Below are 16,262 nucleotides of genomic sequence, written 5' to 3' on the forward strand. Positions count from 1 at the left end.
AAAAGTCGGAGGTTGTTCTACAACCTCCAACCCATTGCATATTGCTTGGCCTTTATTCTCCTGCAAACTTTAACATGCGCGTTTGATCGGTAAGTTCAATATCCACCAACTCAAATGGTGCTTTGGCAGCTTTAGCCACAGAAAACGGCATCATAAAGTTATCTTGACCATTAATCTGCTTTGCAACCTCAACCGTCGCAAGTTTTACACGTTTACCTTTATCGCCCATGCCTGTTAACGTTGCACGAATCGCGTAGCGGCCAGCATCGGTTACTTGCACAGGTACCTGAGCTTGGTATTGATTATTACCAAGTACTGTCACTTTCGCGTTATCCATAGTGATGGTTTGCGAACTGTGCACAAACGGCATTTTTATAGAGCGTTTCACTATTTGCCCATTTACCACCGCTTTAACACTTGCCTCAAGTTCATAGTAACCATTTACGGAACCTAGGGTTTCAAGTGGGTATTTAAGCACCGCTTCACCATTTTCATAACGCACATCAAGCTGCTCGCCTTCAGGGCTGTATAAACTTAGTTTCACCTGCTTATCTTTAAAGCGCTTTTGACCCATACTTAGCTGTATACCTAAACGTTGCTGCTGATCCTTCACTTTAAACTGTGTTTTAGCATGTAAGGCGTTACGTGAGCCTTTTTCAATTACATGTACTAAATAAGTGTCGCTGTCGTTTAAGGCTTGGCTTGTTTTTAACATTGCCTTAGCACCTACCTGACCAAGCCTAAGCCCTACACTACCGTCATTAAATCCAGCATTTTGCATTTTTTGTTGTGACGCAACAGCTTGTATTGATAACGGCTGCGAGTTTGCATCTCTAATTGATAGCTTATCGAGCTGTAAATCATCAGGTTTAAACACCTCACCACTATCAAAGCGTGCTTTTGGGGCGATACGAATAAAATTATCTACTTGGTTTACATACAGTGGCACACCGCGCTTAAGCTCTTTGCCCGAAACCTTCTGCCAATACTCAACGCTATCTTTTTCAAGCATTTGCAACTGCACCGCAGATGAAGATTGCACCTGAGGAAATTGATAAACCGTTTGCTCATTAGCATACGTCGAAGTGCTTACAAGCATCATTGCAGCACAAAGTGTGGTTAACTTATTAATCATGGCTTAGCTCCTAAATTCGATTTTTAAGTATGTTTGGTAAGCCAAAACAATTGCGACGACTTTGCTGATGGCTCAAAGGCTCGCTACCTTGAGTTCGCGACTTATCGGTAAACCACACCACCCCAGCTAACGACTGAGAACTGCAATTTAAAAAGCCATCTGAGCAGCTGTCTAACCAGTTTTGTGTTACTTCAAGACCCACTTGATTTTGATAACCGCCGCAATAACTGTCGCTGTCCCATACCGCTGATTCAACGTCACTGCCTACTACAGTTTCGAATCGAGACGGTAAGCTTGGGCGGTTCGGTGTGCCGTATAGCCACTGTGCGTTATACGACGCCATCCAAGACACCTGTTGTTGCTTAACCGCATCGTTGCCATAACCTAACAGCCAACCCAAGCTTTGCTCGAACGAATTACCTGCAATAACCGCATCAGCCAAAGGCGTGCCACCACTTGAAGGAGCCAGTGCAATGGTACGCGTGACTTTACTAATAATATTTGGATAACGGCTATCCCATGTTGGGTTAGATAAAATCCAACGCACCACATTACCGCCGTTAGAATGAGTGATCAGAGTTAAATCGGTGATGTTTTTATTATTAATAAATGTAGTAAGCTGCCCCGCTAAACAACCAGATGCCGCATCAGCCCACATATACTGCTCAAAATCACAATTAATGACTGTGTAATTACTGCTATTGGGTAAACCTTGACGAACCGTGTCGACAAAGCTACCTGTCCAATAGTCATTATACGCATCGCTTTGCTGGCCTGTACCGTGCACAAACGCGACTCCTTGTGCAGCAAAAGCACTGTGGCTGATACTCGCTGCCAACACTAAAGCTGGCACTAGTGAGAGTGTTTTTATTTTCATGTGTGTTCCTGTTGATTGTAATTTTATCTATCAGGTTGGAGGAGTGACCTCCGACCAAAAACATAGACCAAACAGGTACGAAAGCAAGAAAATATTTACATAAATTTAACTTTTATGTGTTTTTTAAGTACAAATTATTAGGTTTTAGGAGGGAAAAACTGTTAAATGAATATGTGAAACTTGCCTACTAGGTAGGTTTTAAAGCTAATCATTAGACAAAAGCCCTCAGAATTAACTTTTATTTATAAATCTTCTTAATCCATATCTCTAAATTGACACACAGGGTCTTTTGCTGATTTATTTATAAGGATAATTTGGCAATCTAAGTAATAGCTAAATAGATCTAAAGTCACTGTGAAGGCACTTTCAGAAAAGGCGGGTGATAAATAGTCAACTCCAGCAACGCATCACTTTCCTTTTTAGTTGTGGCAACACTAGAGCAACTAACCAAAACAACCAGAGAAATAAAAATTGCTTTTATTTTCAACATTACGGTGCTTCCCAAAATAAAACTTTGTTTGATTGGCTATTTTTAAAGCTCACATAATGATACATCACTTTTAGGTTTGGCTACTTTTCTGCTTTGTAGCGTTTCCCCTGTTTCGAGATCAATAGAAACTACACTCCAACTTTTGTTAGTTGTTATTAATACTTTTAAGTTTCCATCGCACAGTTTTGGTGGAGTACCTATATGAGTCCAAGATAAATCAATATCCCAAACCCCATCTAACCTGTAACAACTACCAGTATTTACAGAGCTAAGCTTGGCCCAACCTCTGGGATGACAAGCAATTAAATAAGGTTCCTCAACGATTAAAGTCGATTTTGGTTTCACCTTGTAACTAGTTGCAACAAGCCTGTCTTTCTCTATTTTTAAAGCCTCACCGGCAGAACTTAGAACATAAAAGCTATCATTAACCTTAAAAAACTGAGAAACATATCCTGTGTCCAAAGACCAGTATTTTATTGCACTTTCATCGTTAGGAAGAAAAACTACAACAGCTGCATTACTCTCATCTATTATTTTATAACCGCCAATAAACCAGCCATCATTTGACTCAAAAGTTGTGTTAATACTATCGAGATCATTAGGTACTTTAATGTCATTCGGTAACAAATGCGAAGCCGAGGCAAAAAGGTAAGAGCTAAAAAAGCAAGTACTCAAAAGTATTAATAAAGTGCGGATATTTCTACTAATTAGGTTTATAACGTTCATGATATTTATGTACCGTAAAAGATGTGCCTCGTTTAAAAGCGCCTAGGGTGAACAAGCGATCTCTATCGTTGGGTTTTAGATGAATACAACCGTGTGAAGGTACTAACCGAATTGTTGAACCTGTCGCTTCCTCTGCTTCATTTTCTGGCGTTGTATGAAACATCTGCCCTGAAAGACGCTCATTCCCATCAAGTACTTTATTACCATTAAGATCTTTAAACCAACGAATAGCGGTGGGGCCAAAATCATTAAAAACCCAACTTTCAGGCACAATAGCTTTACCATATAGCTCTTTATGCATTTCCATTATGGCGCTTCGAACAGGCGTATTATATAACTGATTTAAGCTTCCCCACTTACCGCTAGGTAAGGCGTACCAGATGTCTCCTTTTGACGGCATATCTCTGAGCTTTGTCCCCCACGATAATTTTGACATAGGCCACGTTGGCGTTCGATAAGCTTCAGTTTTATCGATAATAAAATGCCCAGCAGTAGTTGGCTCTTCGGCCATATAAGGGTCATTACCAACTTTTGAAGGACCCCCCATTGCTTCGAATTCGGCAAATTTAATGCCATTCTTCTTAACAATTAAAAGGTGTTGACCAGGATAGAAATGAACTTCCATATAAAATAAACTCCATTTAATTATAATTGTACTTTCCTGAACTAAATTAAAATAGACCTGAAAAAACTAGGTATTTAAAATTTATATAAACACAGGTAATGAGTGATAGCAACTTCATTGTCGCGCTCAAAGAATTCTAAGTTTTATCAATTACTATAAATCAGTTTAGTTTTTCCTATTAGCTGCCCTGCCATTAATACAGTTAATTTCACCAACAATAAAGCTACCAACTCATTGCTTAAAGTTAAAAATACATATTGAACCTAAGAGCACACAATGATGAAATTAAAGGAATTGCAATTGGTACATGAGAGCTTAAAAAGTGAAAGCTGAAGATCTCCCCTTAAGTGACTCCATCCCTAAGTTAAAATATATTTTAACTTGCGCTATCTCTATAGTTGCTAGCGTTGTTAGCTACTCATCGGTTGCATTTTTAGTATTAATGGTTCTTTGGCCTTATGAATCTATTAAGGATTTAACTCCTAGAGTAATAGCTTTCTTCACTGGAACATTTGCATGTATAACACTAGGTGTACTTTTATCTATCGGAAAAACATGGGTCATAAAAGTTTTTAAAGGGCTGGTTATTACAGCGATTTTAATCTCACTTTACACATTGTTTATGACTTTATTCGCTGACCTTCATGCTCAATCTATTAATGGCTTAAAAGTATCAAGCTTTTTTCTTTTGCTTAATTTATTACTAGCGGTGTTATTTTTTAGTAAGCAGCTTAAAACAAGTGCGCTTGTTATAAAAAGGCATAAAAGACGCCACAAAAAACAATTGCAGTATATGAAAGATCAGTTGTAGGTGCTAGGTGCTAATAGCATAGTATTGGTTTTGACTTGGTGAAAAGGTCAGACAAAAGAAAGGCCTGACCCCATGGCGTTCCAAAAAGCGGCACTTGCACTACTCTGCCTCTCACCAATGCATCAACAGGGCTTATATCATCTACAGATTCAATAAAACAATTGTCTTTCTCAAACTCACTGATATCGTCGAAATATACATCAGGCGAAAAACAATATAACTCAAGCGACTTAACTACCACGTTATTGTTGTTTGATAGTTTTTCCCCTAAAACGATGGGAGTAGGCTTTTTTTACCCAAATGGAGATTGAGCAAAAGCGTTTTTATCAAATCCATGTGCTTACTATATACCCAATAAAATAGTGACATGTTTTATCGTGCATTATTAGGTACATTAAAACAATAGTTACTTTTATGGACTACAAGCATTTGTTTTTCAAACTATTGGTCAATTAATTTAATCCACTCAATTGGATTCGACACAATGAATTGATATTTATTACCATCTTCTAATACGATTTCAATTGCATCACGTGTATAAGACAAAATACCCGCAACTTTACCAGTGCACTTACTCACTTTTACAATTTCACGCCGTGCAAACGTATAAGGTCCTAACCCAAATTGTGCATTAAACGGTGCAAAATGAATATCGGTGTTGGTTAGCCAAAACCTGCCGTCAGCTTTGATTGCACCTTGTTGAATCGTGGCGATTGTCGATTTGATTGTTATTGCATGCATAATAGTATCCCTTGATGTAGCTCTTAATGTGTCAGCTTTGCTGATTTTAAGTCATTACCTCGTGACGATATTTAAGCTGACTGTATTATCTTTCTCTTGGTTTGCCTACCGTTAAGCAGTGCGCCCAACCATGTATTTCTAATTAATAATAAATAACTTATTTGACCTATAAGTAATGTAACAACCACGCTAACTATAAACTTTACTAAAACTGGTAAATTAGTATTAATCAATGGCATCTGAATATAAATCAGCACTGGCACATGTATTAAATAAATCCAATATGATGCATTTGATATGCTGCGACTGAGCTTACTTTTGTGATTTAAAAAGCGATGCCCAAGTAAAAACGTTATGGCGGTTAACAAAATAACACTCAATCCTTGTGATAAAACATGCAATACATATAGCTCTCCCGCCGCGGCAAAATAACCCGTAGTTGCGGCAGCAATCACTTCATCTAAGCTTGGTGCGGCTGGTAATAGAGAAAAATAACCAGTCAGTGATATTGCAGCACCCAAAATTAGAGGCCATAAGTACCTATGATATAACGAAATGAGTTGTTGTTTTTTATAAAGCCCCACTCCTAAGCAATAAAAACTGCCGTAAAAACCATACGACCACAACTGTGGCGTGAGTTTATCGGGAGCAGGAAATGGAATAGATTGCCCCATCAAAGAAAGTGTTAACACGATGGGAAGCACAACCCACATAAATAAAGGGTGAACGCTAAGCCCATCGAATTTATTACCAAATAAGTTAGTTGCTTTCAACAACCAATGAATTAAGCAAAACTGATATAAATTCCACAAAAACCATAAGTGCATAGTGCTAACAACAGGCTCTTTAATGACTTGAAACACAGCAAAAATTGGCGGTGTTGGATTGGCTATATCGGCACCAAAACTCAATGCGTGGTAGTAAATAGCAAAGCTTAACGGTAAAAATACAATAAAAGGCAGTAATATATGTTGACTGCGATGGCGTAAAAATCGCGTGTTGCTCGATTTAACTATTAATAACGCACTGCAAAACCCTGCAATAATAAAAAATAAAGGCATCCGAAATAAGTGCAGCGTATGCGTTATATAATCAAAAAGGCCATGTGTGCTTGGGTCTGCCGTAAACCAAATATTACTAAAAAACGGGCTATAGGCTAAAGCGGCATGAAATACAATGCCGAGCAATAGCGCGAGGCTGCGTAAATTATCAATGTAATGTAATCGACTATCTTTATTCATTAATGTGCCCAACTAATTTTTATTAATAAAGCATAAATGAATGAGGCTTAATGACACTAGTCACAAAGCTCATAGCTTGGGCTATGACAGATGTCACTGTTTTTACAACGCGAGTTCTGCAATAATTACTAAAAAAATATGGCCGCAGTAATGGAATCAACTATACGACATACAACCGATTGGCATTTCTCAACATTGGCATCGTGGCTTGGGGTGACATCGGCGTGTGCCTATTATGCAAACTCAGAATTAGCACTATATTTGCAAATCATAGTAAGTGGTTCCATTTTAGCCATTTTGCTGTATGTGTTAAAACAGCCCAACAAATTTGTTCATGGCGTAGCGCTTGGCTACTTCCTGCTTATTTTGGCCATGATACAACTGAGTTCAACGTCCTTAGTTTTTATCCACCTAGTGATGTTCACAGCGGTTTTTAGTCCTCATTTTTCGCTTCCTAAAATACTGGCTTGTGTTGTGGCCGCCATGCTGGTGTATGGTTTAACGCATTATTCACGCTGGGAAAATGGCATTCCTTGGATCACGTTTACAATTTGGTTCTTCTTTTGCTTGATGAATTGGTTTGTTAGCCGGCGTATTGTCGAAAGTTTAAATACACATTACCAATCCCGCCAAAACTACAAAGAGTTAAAAGCCACCCAACACATGATGGGGGCGATGCATGCAGCGCAAGAGCGACAAAGTATATCACGCGAGCTCCATGACTCACTCGGCCATAAGCTTACCGCACTCAGCATTAATTTAGATTTTGCTAAAAGGGCAGCAAATGAAGCCACCGTTGAAACTCTGTCTCTTTGCCACCAACTTAGCCAAGAAATATTGGCAGAAGTACGCGAAATCGTTTCCACTCAACGCAATGACAAAACGATACTTAAGCAGGCTCTTGAGGCTATTTGCGAGCTAACACCTAATTTACACTGTGATCTCCAACTAAGTGAGGAGACAGAGCAGCTCTCTCAAGACTACACCCTGTGTGTATTACGGTTTACCCAAGAGATGATCAGCAACACCCTTAAACATACCCAAGCAAACCATTTTACTTTGCATGTGAATGTCACCCACATTAGCCAACACCCGCTGTTAATTGCAAAAGCGTATCACAATCAACCAGAGACCCATTTACCAAAGCAAGGGAACGGATTAGCAGGATTAAATGAGCGAATGGCACAATTTGACGGTGAATTTTCACAACATCTTGAACAAGAAACACTGATCAATACCATGACATTACCACTAAATTTAGAAGACAAAAGCCATGATAAAGTGCCTACTAGTTGAAGATCAGACCTTAGTTCGTTTAGGCCTCGCTAATTTACTTAACCTCGATAGTGCCATTAATATAGAAGCCCAAGCTGAAGATGGCTTGCAAGCGCTTGCACTATTAGCTGAGCATAGTTTTGACATTGCTTTACTCGATATGAGAATACCGAATTTAGACGGGCTCGGCGTGCTGCAAAAAATGCGCGAGAAGGGTGATAAAACCCCCGTGCTGATCATTACCACATTTGAAGATTGTGATGTATTAGTCAAAGCCCTTAATCTAGGTGCACGTGGGTATGTGCTTAAAAACATTGAACTTGAAGAACTCATTCGCGCTATAAAGCAGGTCGTTGCAGGTGAGCGAGTATTGCAGAGTGCGGTGACTGATTTTTTACTCAAAAAGCAACTAAGCCCTCAGCTCTACTTAACGGACAAAGAACAAACTGTATTGCAGTGTTTGTCTTTAGGTATGTCGAACAAAGTGATTGCCGAAAAATTAGATAACTCTGAGGGAACTATTCGTAATCATGTGTCACAAATCCTTGCTAAATTAGACGTAAAAGACCGTACTCAGGCCGTTATAAAAGCCATTAATCAAAACCTAATTTAACACGCGAACAGCACCAAATTACTATTTTTGATTAGGGTATGTTGATGAACAAAGAGCGCTTTCTAAGCGCCACTATTTGTCATTATGCCTAAGTGGTGCAATCAAGATAAAGTAAGAGTAAAAGAAATCTAGGGGTCAGATCTTGAATTTTATCAAGACCAAACACCAATCTCACGTTTAACACCCTCCCCTATCATCACGCCCTGAAAATAAGCAATTGATGAGTAATACCGCGCATAGATGCGCGATTAGGCGAAACTAGGCTATGGATGGCCTATCTTCACAGTTTATGTTCATATCAATTGTGTTTTGAAGGAAATAGCGTGATGCTCGGGTGACTGGGAGAGTCCAGTTAGGAGTCTGCGGCAACCCCTCTTTGGCTACCGTCGCCAGCGCGACAAACCTTGAATAAGGTTTTTAATGTCGAAATAGTCACGGCAAAAGCCAACTCCTACAAACAACATTGCGCGCGAAATGAATTTCACGCCTACAGTATCGGGTTTAACCGTTGCAATGTGAAGGCAAAATCTAACTTAAAACTTATGGCTTAAAGCTTCTTTACTCTTTCCCCCTTGCAACTAGCTAACTTTCTCCAAAACACAAAAAAGCCGTTGCATTGCTGCAACGGCTTTTTGGCATTTGAATTTAATCATGTGATTAAGTATTCTAAAAATAGACATTTAAAAAATTAAGTTACTGATTTTTAAGCTTTTTTCAAATTACTATTCAAAGCAAAATAGTATTTAAATTTAAGACATTTTAACTAATTGAAAAATAAGCAAATTATTTCTTGGATTTTCTAGGCCAATAAATGGCTTTTACTCGTTTAGGAAGTAGCTGGTACAACAACTCTTTTTCATGCTTATACAGCCAATAATAGCTCGATTTGACTTTTTTTCTAATATCATTACGAGTAGCGTCTGGGTGTTCATCTATAAAATCCGAGACTCGTTTCGCATGAAACTTTTGCTTTTCAAAATACCAGATGCGCTTTCTTAGCTCTGGAAGCCAAACATGTTTAGTTAAAACTTTCTCAACTGCTCCTACTGACACATTGAACTCATCGGCTATATCCTGTGTTTTTACACCAACAACTAACTTGCGCCAAATGGCTCTCTCAATGAGTTCAGTGATTTTTGATGGCCTTAAATCAATGGCTAAGTTATTCTGCTGAGCTTTTATCTTTATGGTGCTTACTGTTGTTCCTAGAAAAAGGGCAGTAGTTCTTAAACTTTTTCCTTCTGAAATCATTTTTAGCCCTTCGTACCAATTAACACTTTGTAGATGGTGTTGTTGTTCGGTAACTGGAGAGTCTTCTTTAATTTCTTCAATATTTGCACTTTGCTTAAAGTCATCCCAAGAATCAAAAAGTGCAGAGATAAAAACAAAGTGTTTTATTGGTTGATGGTTGCAAGCTGCTCTGTAGAACATACTTTCAGACAGTTTTCCATCCAATGCAGCATCGAAAACCTGAGGGTATGGATAGTCAAATTCAGACATACCATCCAAGTGTTGTATTAAATATTCCTTCAGTTGCTTTTGCTTTATTCTCCCTGATTGAGTTAATAATTCCATCTCACCGAGTCTATTAAAATAAGCTTGGTAAGTATCAACTTTGGACCACTGTGCATCATTATCAAATATCTCGCTTTTTATTAACTTGCATAGCCTTATTTCAAGCAAGGAGGATGGATGAATGCATCCAGATAAAGGCGGCAATTGTGGTGTTTTAGTATTACGTTTAACACTTAGTAAATGTATACCGTGTGTTTCACATGCGGTAACACCCACAAGCTGATGACTTCTGTGCCAGTATGAAGTCCCAAACTGTTGAGCATCCTTTTCGGCACAAAGTGGACAATATTTTAGTAATTGACCGGGAGTTATTCTGTTGGCAACAGCGCCAATGCGGCTCTGTAAACTTGAAGTATCGCCTCTCTTAAGCTTTTCACAAATCTCACCGTACATGATTTGATCCATGAATGGTTGAAAGTAATGAGCGTTAGTGAAACAAAAAATAAGTTGATCCAAATTCACCCCAGATAGCTCGGATAACTTTTTTAAGTAAGGGGGGAATTCGTTAGCGGGGCGATTGTCCCTGATACCTAATTTTCTTAATGTATCTCTTTTAAAGTCAGCATGGGCTGCAAAAAAATGGAAGCGACAAACCCAGCTATAAACAGTCTCATCTGGAAATGGAGCAGGAAATAGCTGGTTCGTCATTTGAGGTTACGCCTGTTAAGTTGTTAGTTCATCAGGAAAAAGCCAATAACCAAGCAATATCCAGTGTATCGGAGATCTAATTTTGTATGGATTGTTGATCCCTCTATACAAGTTTCCTATTACCTTGGGAGTGCCTTTGTTTGAAGCTCTCGTATAATCGGTATACAAATAGGCCAGCAATTCCATATTTAACTCACGTTCAAACTTAAGAGTTAATTCATCAGTGTGTTTACTACATTGATGATTCGAAATACTATCCATGCCCAAAGCAGTCGTAATTCGATTTTTAATTTCAATAAAAGGTAACGAGTTTTCCATCAATTTTTCTTGAACGGAATATAAAAAGTTTTGCCATTTACCTAGCTCTGGTGTTTCCGCCTCTAGCAACTTACACCACTTTTTCACTTGGTGCGGCAGAACCCCTGTTTTCAAATCTACAACTGGATACTTTGCCTTTTCTAACATTGTATCGTGCTTGTAACACTTATACATGCTAGGTATTTGATGCTGTGTATGCCAATAGCTAGTGCCAAAACTACCTATATCTTCCTTTCTACACATCGGACAGCTATGCCAACTTCGATCAAACTGAAATAACGTTTTTTCTCCGTTACTGTGGTGTAAGTCCAGAAACCTATTCTGTAGTAGCTCTTCATGGTCAAGCTCGTGAGCTACAGATATTTGCCATAAAGGAAATAAAGTGTGCTCTCGTAACAGGCTATCGGTTTGACCAAAACACTTTAAAAAATTGCTAACCGAAGGATGGATGACTTCATAAGCTTTAAACGTTTCAGAATCGATCCGATTGCTAAATAAGTAATGTTTAAATTCAGGATAAGCACTAAATTGTGAATTCCTTACAAACCATGAAATATAGTGCTCATTTGGGAAGATATTTAACGAGGCAAAACTCATGTTGGCACCCTCAAATATCCATCATCTTCGAGTAGATCAGATGCTTCTAACTCGGCCTTCTTGAATAGCTTATCCAGAATTTTTTCTTCTGCCTTAGTCGGTTTATATTCCGGCAAGTACTTTTCTACGTGTTCATAAAGAGATTTTGCTTCAGCCTTACTTAAATTTAAGTTGTCACCAATTTTTATAAGTTTTTTAACCAGCTTTTCTACTTCTTTATCAATATATTTACCAGCACTCATCAAATCATCGAATGCGGCAACATTCCCATGCCTCAACGCTATTATTCCTGTTTTCATAATTGAAAAGCGTTTTTCAAACACTGTATCTAAAAGATCAAAAGAAAATTTAGCTTTACCACTTCTCAATCCCAAAATATTAGCCTGCTCAATGAGGAAAAATAAGCAGTGTGGTATCCCTCTCGTCAATTCATAAATTTTCTTTTTATATCGAACTGTTAACTTCTCGAACTCTGGCAACAGTTGATAACTCCACGCATATTCCACTAATGTCTCCCAGTCAGGATCATCTATTGGGTAATTTTTCCAATCGTAAGGAATGCCTAGGCGTCTCGCATTTGAAAACTCACTGTCAGTTAGTTTATTTGCTTTTGATGTGCCAATTTTTAAGGTAGGTATTTTGGCTTCGTTTGTCAGTTTGTCGAAAAACTTAAAAATTAGGGTTTTCTCATTTGCAACGGATGTGCATATATTTTGCATTTCATCAAAAATAATCATCCCAACCAAAAGCGAAGTACAAACTGTTGCCAACCCTTTAATACATGTGCTTCTAGTTTTGTTACGATACATTAAGTGATAGCTATCTTCCCCTTCCAATCCTAAAATCCCATCAATTTGCTCGAACAAATCCAGACAAATATCTTTGGTATTAGAATCACCGGGAATATTAACCTTAAGATATACAATCTGGACTCTTTCTTCATTCATTGGACCATCAGCAGGATGAATAAGGACTTGATCGATTAAACCTAAAACTGAATCAACTAGAGTCGTTTTACCTAAGCCTGAATAACCAGTGAACTTGAGAGATGGTGCGGTAGTACGAGTTCTTTTATAACTGGCTGTCGCAATTTTTTGTTGCCACTTTTTAACATCATCATTTAAAGGGTTTCTGTTTTTGTAACCAACCTTAATAGTCCCTAATAAATCACAGTACACGTCATAATATATGGACGTAGTACAAACCGAATCCATGATATTTGACGCTATCCCCTCTAGTGTCTCTATGCTAAATTTAGATAAATCTTCAGGAGCATAAGCTTCGTCTTGGACTCTTTCCCAAAAATCATCAGGATTAAGCCTTAACGGCAAACACTCAATAAATGGATTACCTTTATAGTCTGGGTTGTCCGAAGGTGTATATTTTGCAATTTTGTATGTCATATCTTTATCCTCTTCTCCGTCTATTCATTCTTGCTTTCTCGGCAAATAAACTTGCCCTTTGATTAGTTAAGCTATCTTTTATCTGAACTTTCTCTGGAGAAGATTCGTCAATATCTTGTTCCTCTTGATAGTTCTGGTTAGTGAATTTATTTAACTGTTCTTTCGACCCTACAATTTCTCTGTCAATTGCCTGCGCACGATTAAGTGACATGTCTTGGGTATTTGCCGCATTAACAGTTATTTGGTCTTGCTCTTTTTTTGCATCATTGACTTTGGCCTTTGCATTTGCCACTGTTTTACTTTGCTCTTGATGGTACTGATCCATTTGCACTTCATTTTCTGTAGCTTCTTCGATCTTTTTGTCTTGAATACACTCAGCACTCCACCATTCAAAACTAGCGTCATTTGGATGTAAAACGGCTTCCTGAAAACCAAAGTCAGTAACAATCCATATCCGACTCATTGAATAACGCATAAACTTACAGTCGTATGTCTTACCTATTTCCTTCTCATAAACGAAATTTCTCAAAGCCCAGTCACAGGTGTAATGCAACCCCTGAGATGTTCTGCGCTTTTTAAAAGTTCTAATATATCGCCCCTGTAGGAATAGACCGTCTCGCTTAACTGTTACTTGAGCACTTTCAAGTAGTTGCATGAATAGTTCATCTTCATCCACTGATTGTAAGTCACCAGCCCTATGAACTAAGCCCCAAAGCCATTTTTGGTTAGGAACATTCTTTACACCGTCTTCTTTCATCTCTTTACTTAGAGGTAACGTTCTTAGCGGGTAAAATTTATTAAAGCGAGTTATAAAATCGATTAGTATTTGATATAGCTCTCTTATGTTGAGAACAGCGTTGCGTCTGACTCTTCTTGCTAGATAACTCCTTACATACTTTTTACTAATAGCTCCGGGAATTCGTCCAAATAAAAACTCTTCCAAGGTTTTATGTCTGCGCTCTACTAGCCCTTTTTCCTGTGAATTACCTTCTTTGTTAAATAACACTTCGATATTTGCATCTGCGCTAAAAGCATCTGTTAAAGCAGAAGCAAACTCAGCATTATCTACTATGATCCTTGCAGGCTTGCCCTCAGGTAACCAAGGTTCATTTAGCTTTACACCAATTTCTTTGCAGAACACTTCTTTGTTTCTACAAGATATGAAAATTATTTCTCTTGCTGTATGAGCCGATGGCTTCGCAAATGTCAGCAACAAACCAACCCATGCTCGTGAGAACATATCAATTACTGAGTAACAAGTAGGTCTACCTAACCTTCTATTTCTGTCAAACTCATCAACAAGCTCTATAGCTAAAGGAGTTTCATCAACTTGATAATCCCCCGGCGCATCACCAAATATGTCGTGAATTTCACCACTAAGTCCTTTAATATTTTTGTTATATTCATCAAAAAGACCTTGTGCTTTCAGTACTCGATGACGATTATCACTAGTCAAACTATATGCAAATTCAAAGAACTGATATTTACTTATAAATAGCTCACCTTTTCTTTCCTCATATTTCAAAAACTCCCCCGTAAACTGATCATAAACAGGGTCACATTGATGCTTATTGCGGTATTCAGTCCAACAATCAGTGATTGGAATGGGTGAGTCACATTCGTGAAATTCTCGTACAATGGATTTAATGTGCTTTTCATCGAGTTCCTCTCTCATCCTACCGTTACAGACATTACCCTCTTGACGCTTAGGCCCTGTTTTATTCGAGTATTTTTTATCCTTGCCTTTTCCTGTTCCCGGTTTTCTAAGAAAACAGTTTTTATTACTTCTGCACTTTAAATAACGATAGAGCCACTGATATACTTGATACCTAGTCGTTTTTTTTAAACCATTTTCTTTCGCAAATTCGAGACAGTTTTTGACCAAACCTTTTCCATAACTCCCCTTACGTAAAAACGGGCTTAAATTTTCGACAAGTGGTTTTATAACCTCAAATTTTAAATCTCTCTTGGCACGCGCTTCATCATCAAGTGACTCCTCAACCTTTTTCCAATACTCTGTTTTTTCGAAAGTTCCCTTTTTAATCTTCCCTTCAATTAGCTCTTCTAACAGCAGTCTATAAGACATTGCTTTTGGTTTAGTTTTATCACCTAGGCCAATGACAAATACTTCATCTTCCTTGGAATCAATCAAGATAACGATAGAAGCTTCCGTTAATTCAGAGTCTTGCTCAGGAACAAGCAGATCTTTCACCATTAAATTTTGAGTAAATTCAGTCATGAGCAACCACCTTAATGTCAAAGTCAGACACCAAGTTCTCAAACCTAAGGGGGATATTTAAATCTGCTTTAATCAATTTATGCCAAAGGCAATGATTGAATAACTTAACACTTTGATAGTACTCAATCCCCATAGATTCTGAGGTTGCGTTGAGCAAAAAGCTTAATCGTCTTTCACGAGTATTTCTAAGATTAATTGAAAATGATTTCAGCCAGCGTTTTCGAATTAGCTCTAGTTCAAATGAAATTTTTAAACTCTTAGCAAGCTTTACCAAATTCCTTACAAAGATAGATTTTTTGTAAGTTGAGCTATGAATTAAGTGATATTTGATCCCTTTTGATTCCCAGAAAGCTCTCTGGATCTTTTCTTTATTTTCTAGATTCTTTTTTTCGCGTTCTGTTAATGATTTAATTTTCTCATCATCTTTAATCGAGTAAACAACTTCATTGCCATCGAATTTTCCACAGTAAAAATCAGATGTCATAACGACATCAACGTTTGTGCCGGGATACTTGGGATGCCGAATCTTCAACCGCTTAGCAATCGCAACAGATCTTTCGATAGGTAAAAGCGGATATTGCTCTTTCGACCATAGGATTCGGTCATCAAACATTAAAATATAAGCATACAACCTCTCATTGGTTGAGAGAACACGTTTGTCTTGGCCTTTATTTTCATAGTCAGGGACTCGACCTTTACTCCCATCCGACCTGATATCTCTGGGGTCAATAAAGGGGATGTACTTCGAGCCTTTTGCGTTGGCTGCTTCCCATTCCTTAATTCTTTTATTGCGCTTTGCAACAGTAATGTTTTTGGTGGATTTTCCTCGTGCCATATTAATAAACCATATAAATGAAAACTGCGTACAGTTTTCGCCTCTCGACACCTCTCACCCCCGCAGTGAGTTAATGCAAGATCAATTCTTGATCAATTTCGACACTTTGTCAA

At 38.1% G+C, this 16,262-nt stretch carries 14 protein-coding genes; 3 read left to right on the forward strand and 11 right to left on the reverse strand.

Translation table 11 applies throughout. The features are described 5' to 3' along the window. Positions 1-52: 52 nt before the first annotated feature. The 4 genes from NYF15_RS10475 to NYF15_RS10490 all read right to left on the reverse strand — a co-directional run bounded on the left by NYF15_RS10475 (position 53) and on the right by NYF15_RS10490 (position 3,853). Complete coding sequence (locus NYF15_RS10475) at positions 53-1,135, reverse strand: DUF4785 domain-containing protein (protein ID WP_371353520.1); 1,083 nt, start codon at positions 1,133-1,135, stop codon at positions 53-55. Positions 1,136-1,145: 10 nt separating this feature from the next. Next, a complete protein-coding gene (locus NYF15_RS10480; RefSeq protein WP_371353521.1) occupies positions 1,146-2,012 on the reverse strand; it encodes a hypothetical protein in 867 nt (288 codons plus the stop codon). A 532-nt stretch (positions 2,013-2,544) separates the two neighbouring features. After that, positions 2,545-3,228 carry a hypothetical protein gene (locus NYF15_RS10485; protein WP_371353522.1) on the reverse strand — a complete coding sequence of 228 codons (684 nt, stop codon included), beginning with the start codon at positions 3,226-3,228 and terminating at the stop codon, positions 2,545-2,547. After that, positions 3,206-3,853 (reverse strand): L,D-transpeptidase family protein, encoded by a 648-nt coding sequence (locus NYF15_RS10490; protein ID WP_341803991.1) that lies wholly within the window; start codon positions 3,851-3,853, stop codon positions 3,206-3,208. Before NYF15_RS10490 ends, NYF15_RS10485 begins: the two co-directional genes overlap by 23 nt. A gap of 322 nt (positions 3,854-4,175) precedes the next feature. Here NYF15_RS10490 and NYF15_RS10495 point away from each other — a divergent pair, with 322 nt between their 5' ends. Continuing rightward, positions 4,176-4,664: a hypothetical protein gene (locus NYF15_RS10495; RefSeq protein WP_371353523.1), complete on the forward strand. Its 489-nt coding sequence runs from the start codon at positions 4,176-4,178 to the stop codon at positions 4,662-4,664. Between the two features lie 441 nt (positions 4,665-5,105). On the opposite strand, the gene NYF15_RS10500 is transcribed toward NYF15_RS10495, so the two are convergent. Then, complete coding sequence (locus NYF15_RS10500; RefSeq protein ID WP_130151117.1) at positions 5,106-5,405, reverse strand: hypothetical protein; 300 nt, start codon at positions 5,403-5,405, stop codon at positions 5,106-5,108. A 71-nt stretch (positions 5,406-5,476) separates the two neighbouring features. Continuing rightward, on the reverse strand, positions 5,477-6,646 hold the full coding sequence (locus NYF15_RS10505; protein WP_130151116.1) for an acyltransferase family protein: 1,170 nt from the start codon (positions 6,644-6,646) through the stop codon (positions 5,477-5,479). Between the two features lie 150 nt (positions 6,647-6,796). On the opposite strand from NYF15_RS10505, the gene NYF15_RS10510 reads away from it, so the two are divergent. After that, the gene (locus tag NYF15_RS10510) at positions 6,797-7,942 is read left to right on the forward strand and encodes a sensor histidine kinase (protein WP_130151115.1); all 1,146 of its coding nucleotides are present in this window, start codon (positions 6,797-6,799) and stop codon (positions 7,940-7,942) included. Beyond that, complete coding sequence (locus NYF15_RS10515) at positions 7,920-8,534, forward strand: response regulator (RefSeq protein WP_371353524.1); 615 nt, start codon at positions 7,920-7,922, stop codon at positions 8,532-8,534. Before NYF15_RS10510 ends, NYF15_RS10515 begins: the two co-directional genes overlap by 23 nt. 783 nt (positions 8,535-9,317) lie before the next feature. On the opposite strand, the gene NYF15_RS10520 is transcribed toward NYF15_RS10515, so the two are convergent. Genes NYF15_RS10520 through NYF15_RS10540 form a run of 5 tightly spaced genes read right to left on the reverse strand, consistent with a single transcriptional unit; the run spans position 9,318 to position 16,149 of the window. Further along, positions 9,318-10,757, reverse strand: coding sequence for a TnsD family Tn7-like transposition protein (locus NYF15_RS10520; protein WP_371353525.1), 1,440 nt, complete (start codon positions 10,755-10,757; stop codon positions 9,318-9,320). Between the two features lie 15 nt (positions 10,758-10,772). Continuing rightward, positions 10,773-11,672: a TniQ family protein gene (locus NYF15_RS10525; RefSeq protein WP_371353526.1), complete on the reverse strand. Its 900-nt coding sequence runs from the start codon at positions 11,670-11,672 to the stop codon at positions 10,773-10,775. Further along, a complete protein-coding gene (locus tag NYF15_RS10530) occupies positions 11,669-13,075 on the reverse strand; it encodes an ATP-binding protein (RefSeq protein ID WP_371353527.1) in 1,407 nt (468 codons plus the stop codon). The genes NYF15_RS10525 and NYF15_RS10530 overlap by 4 nt, the downstream gene beginning before the upstream one ends. 4 nt (positions 13,076-13,079) lie before the next feature. Continuing rightward, positions 13,080-15,314: a transposase gene (locus tag NYF15_RS10535; RefSeq protein ID WP_371353528.1), complete on the reverse strand. Its 2,235-nt coding sequence runs from the start codon at positions 15,312-15,314 to the stop codon at positions 13,080-13,082. Further along, entirely contained in the window at positions 15,307-16,149 is an 843-nt protein-coding gene (locus tag NYF15_RS10540; protein WP_371353529.1) for a TnsA endonuclease N-terminal domain-containing protein, read from the reverse strand. Before NYF15_RS10540 ends, NYF15_RS10535 begins: the two co-directional genes overlap by 8 nt. Positions 16,150-16,262: the final 113 nt, after the last annotated feature.

It is taken from the genome of Pseudoalteromonas sp. 68 DY56-GL68 (genome assembly GCF_041414825.1).
Taxonomy (GTDB): Bacteria; Pseudomonadota; Gammaproteobacteria; order Enterobacterales; family Alteromonadaceae; genus Pseudoalteromonas.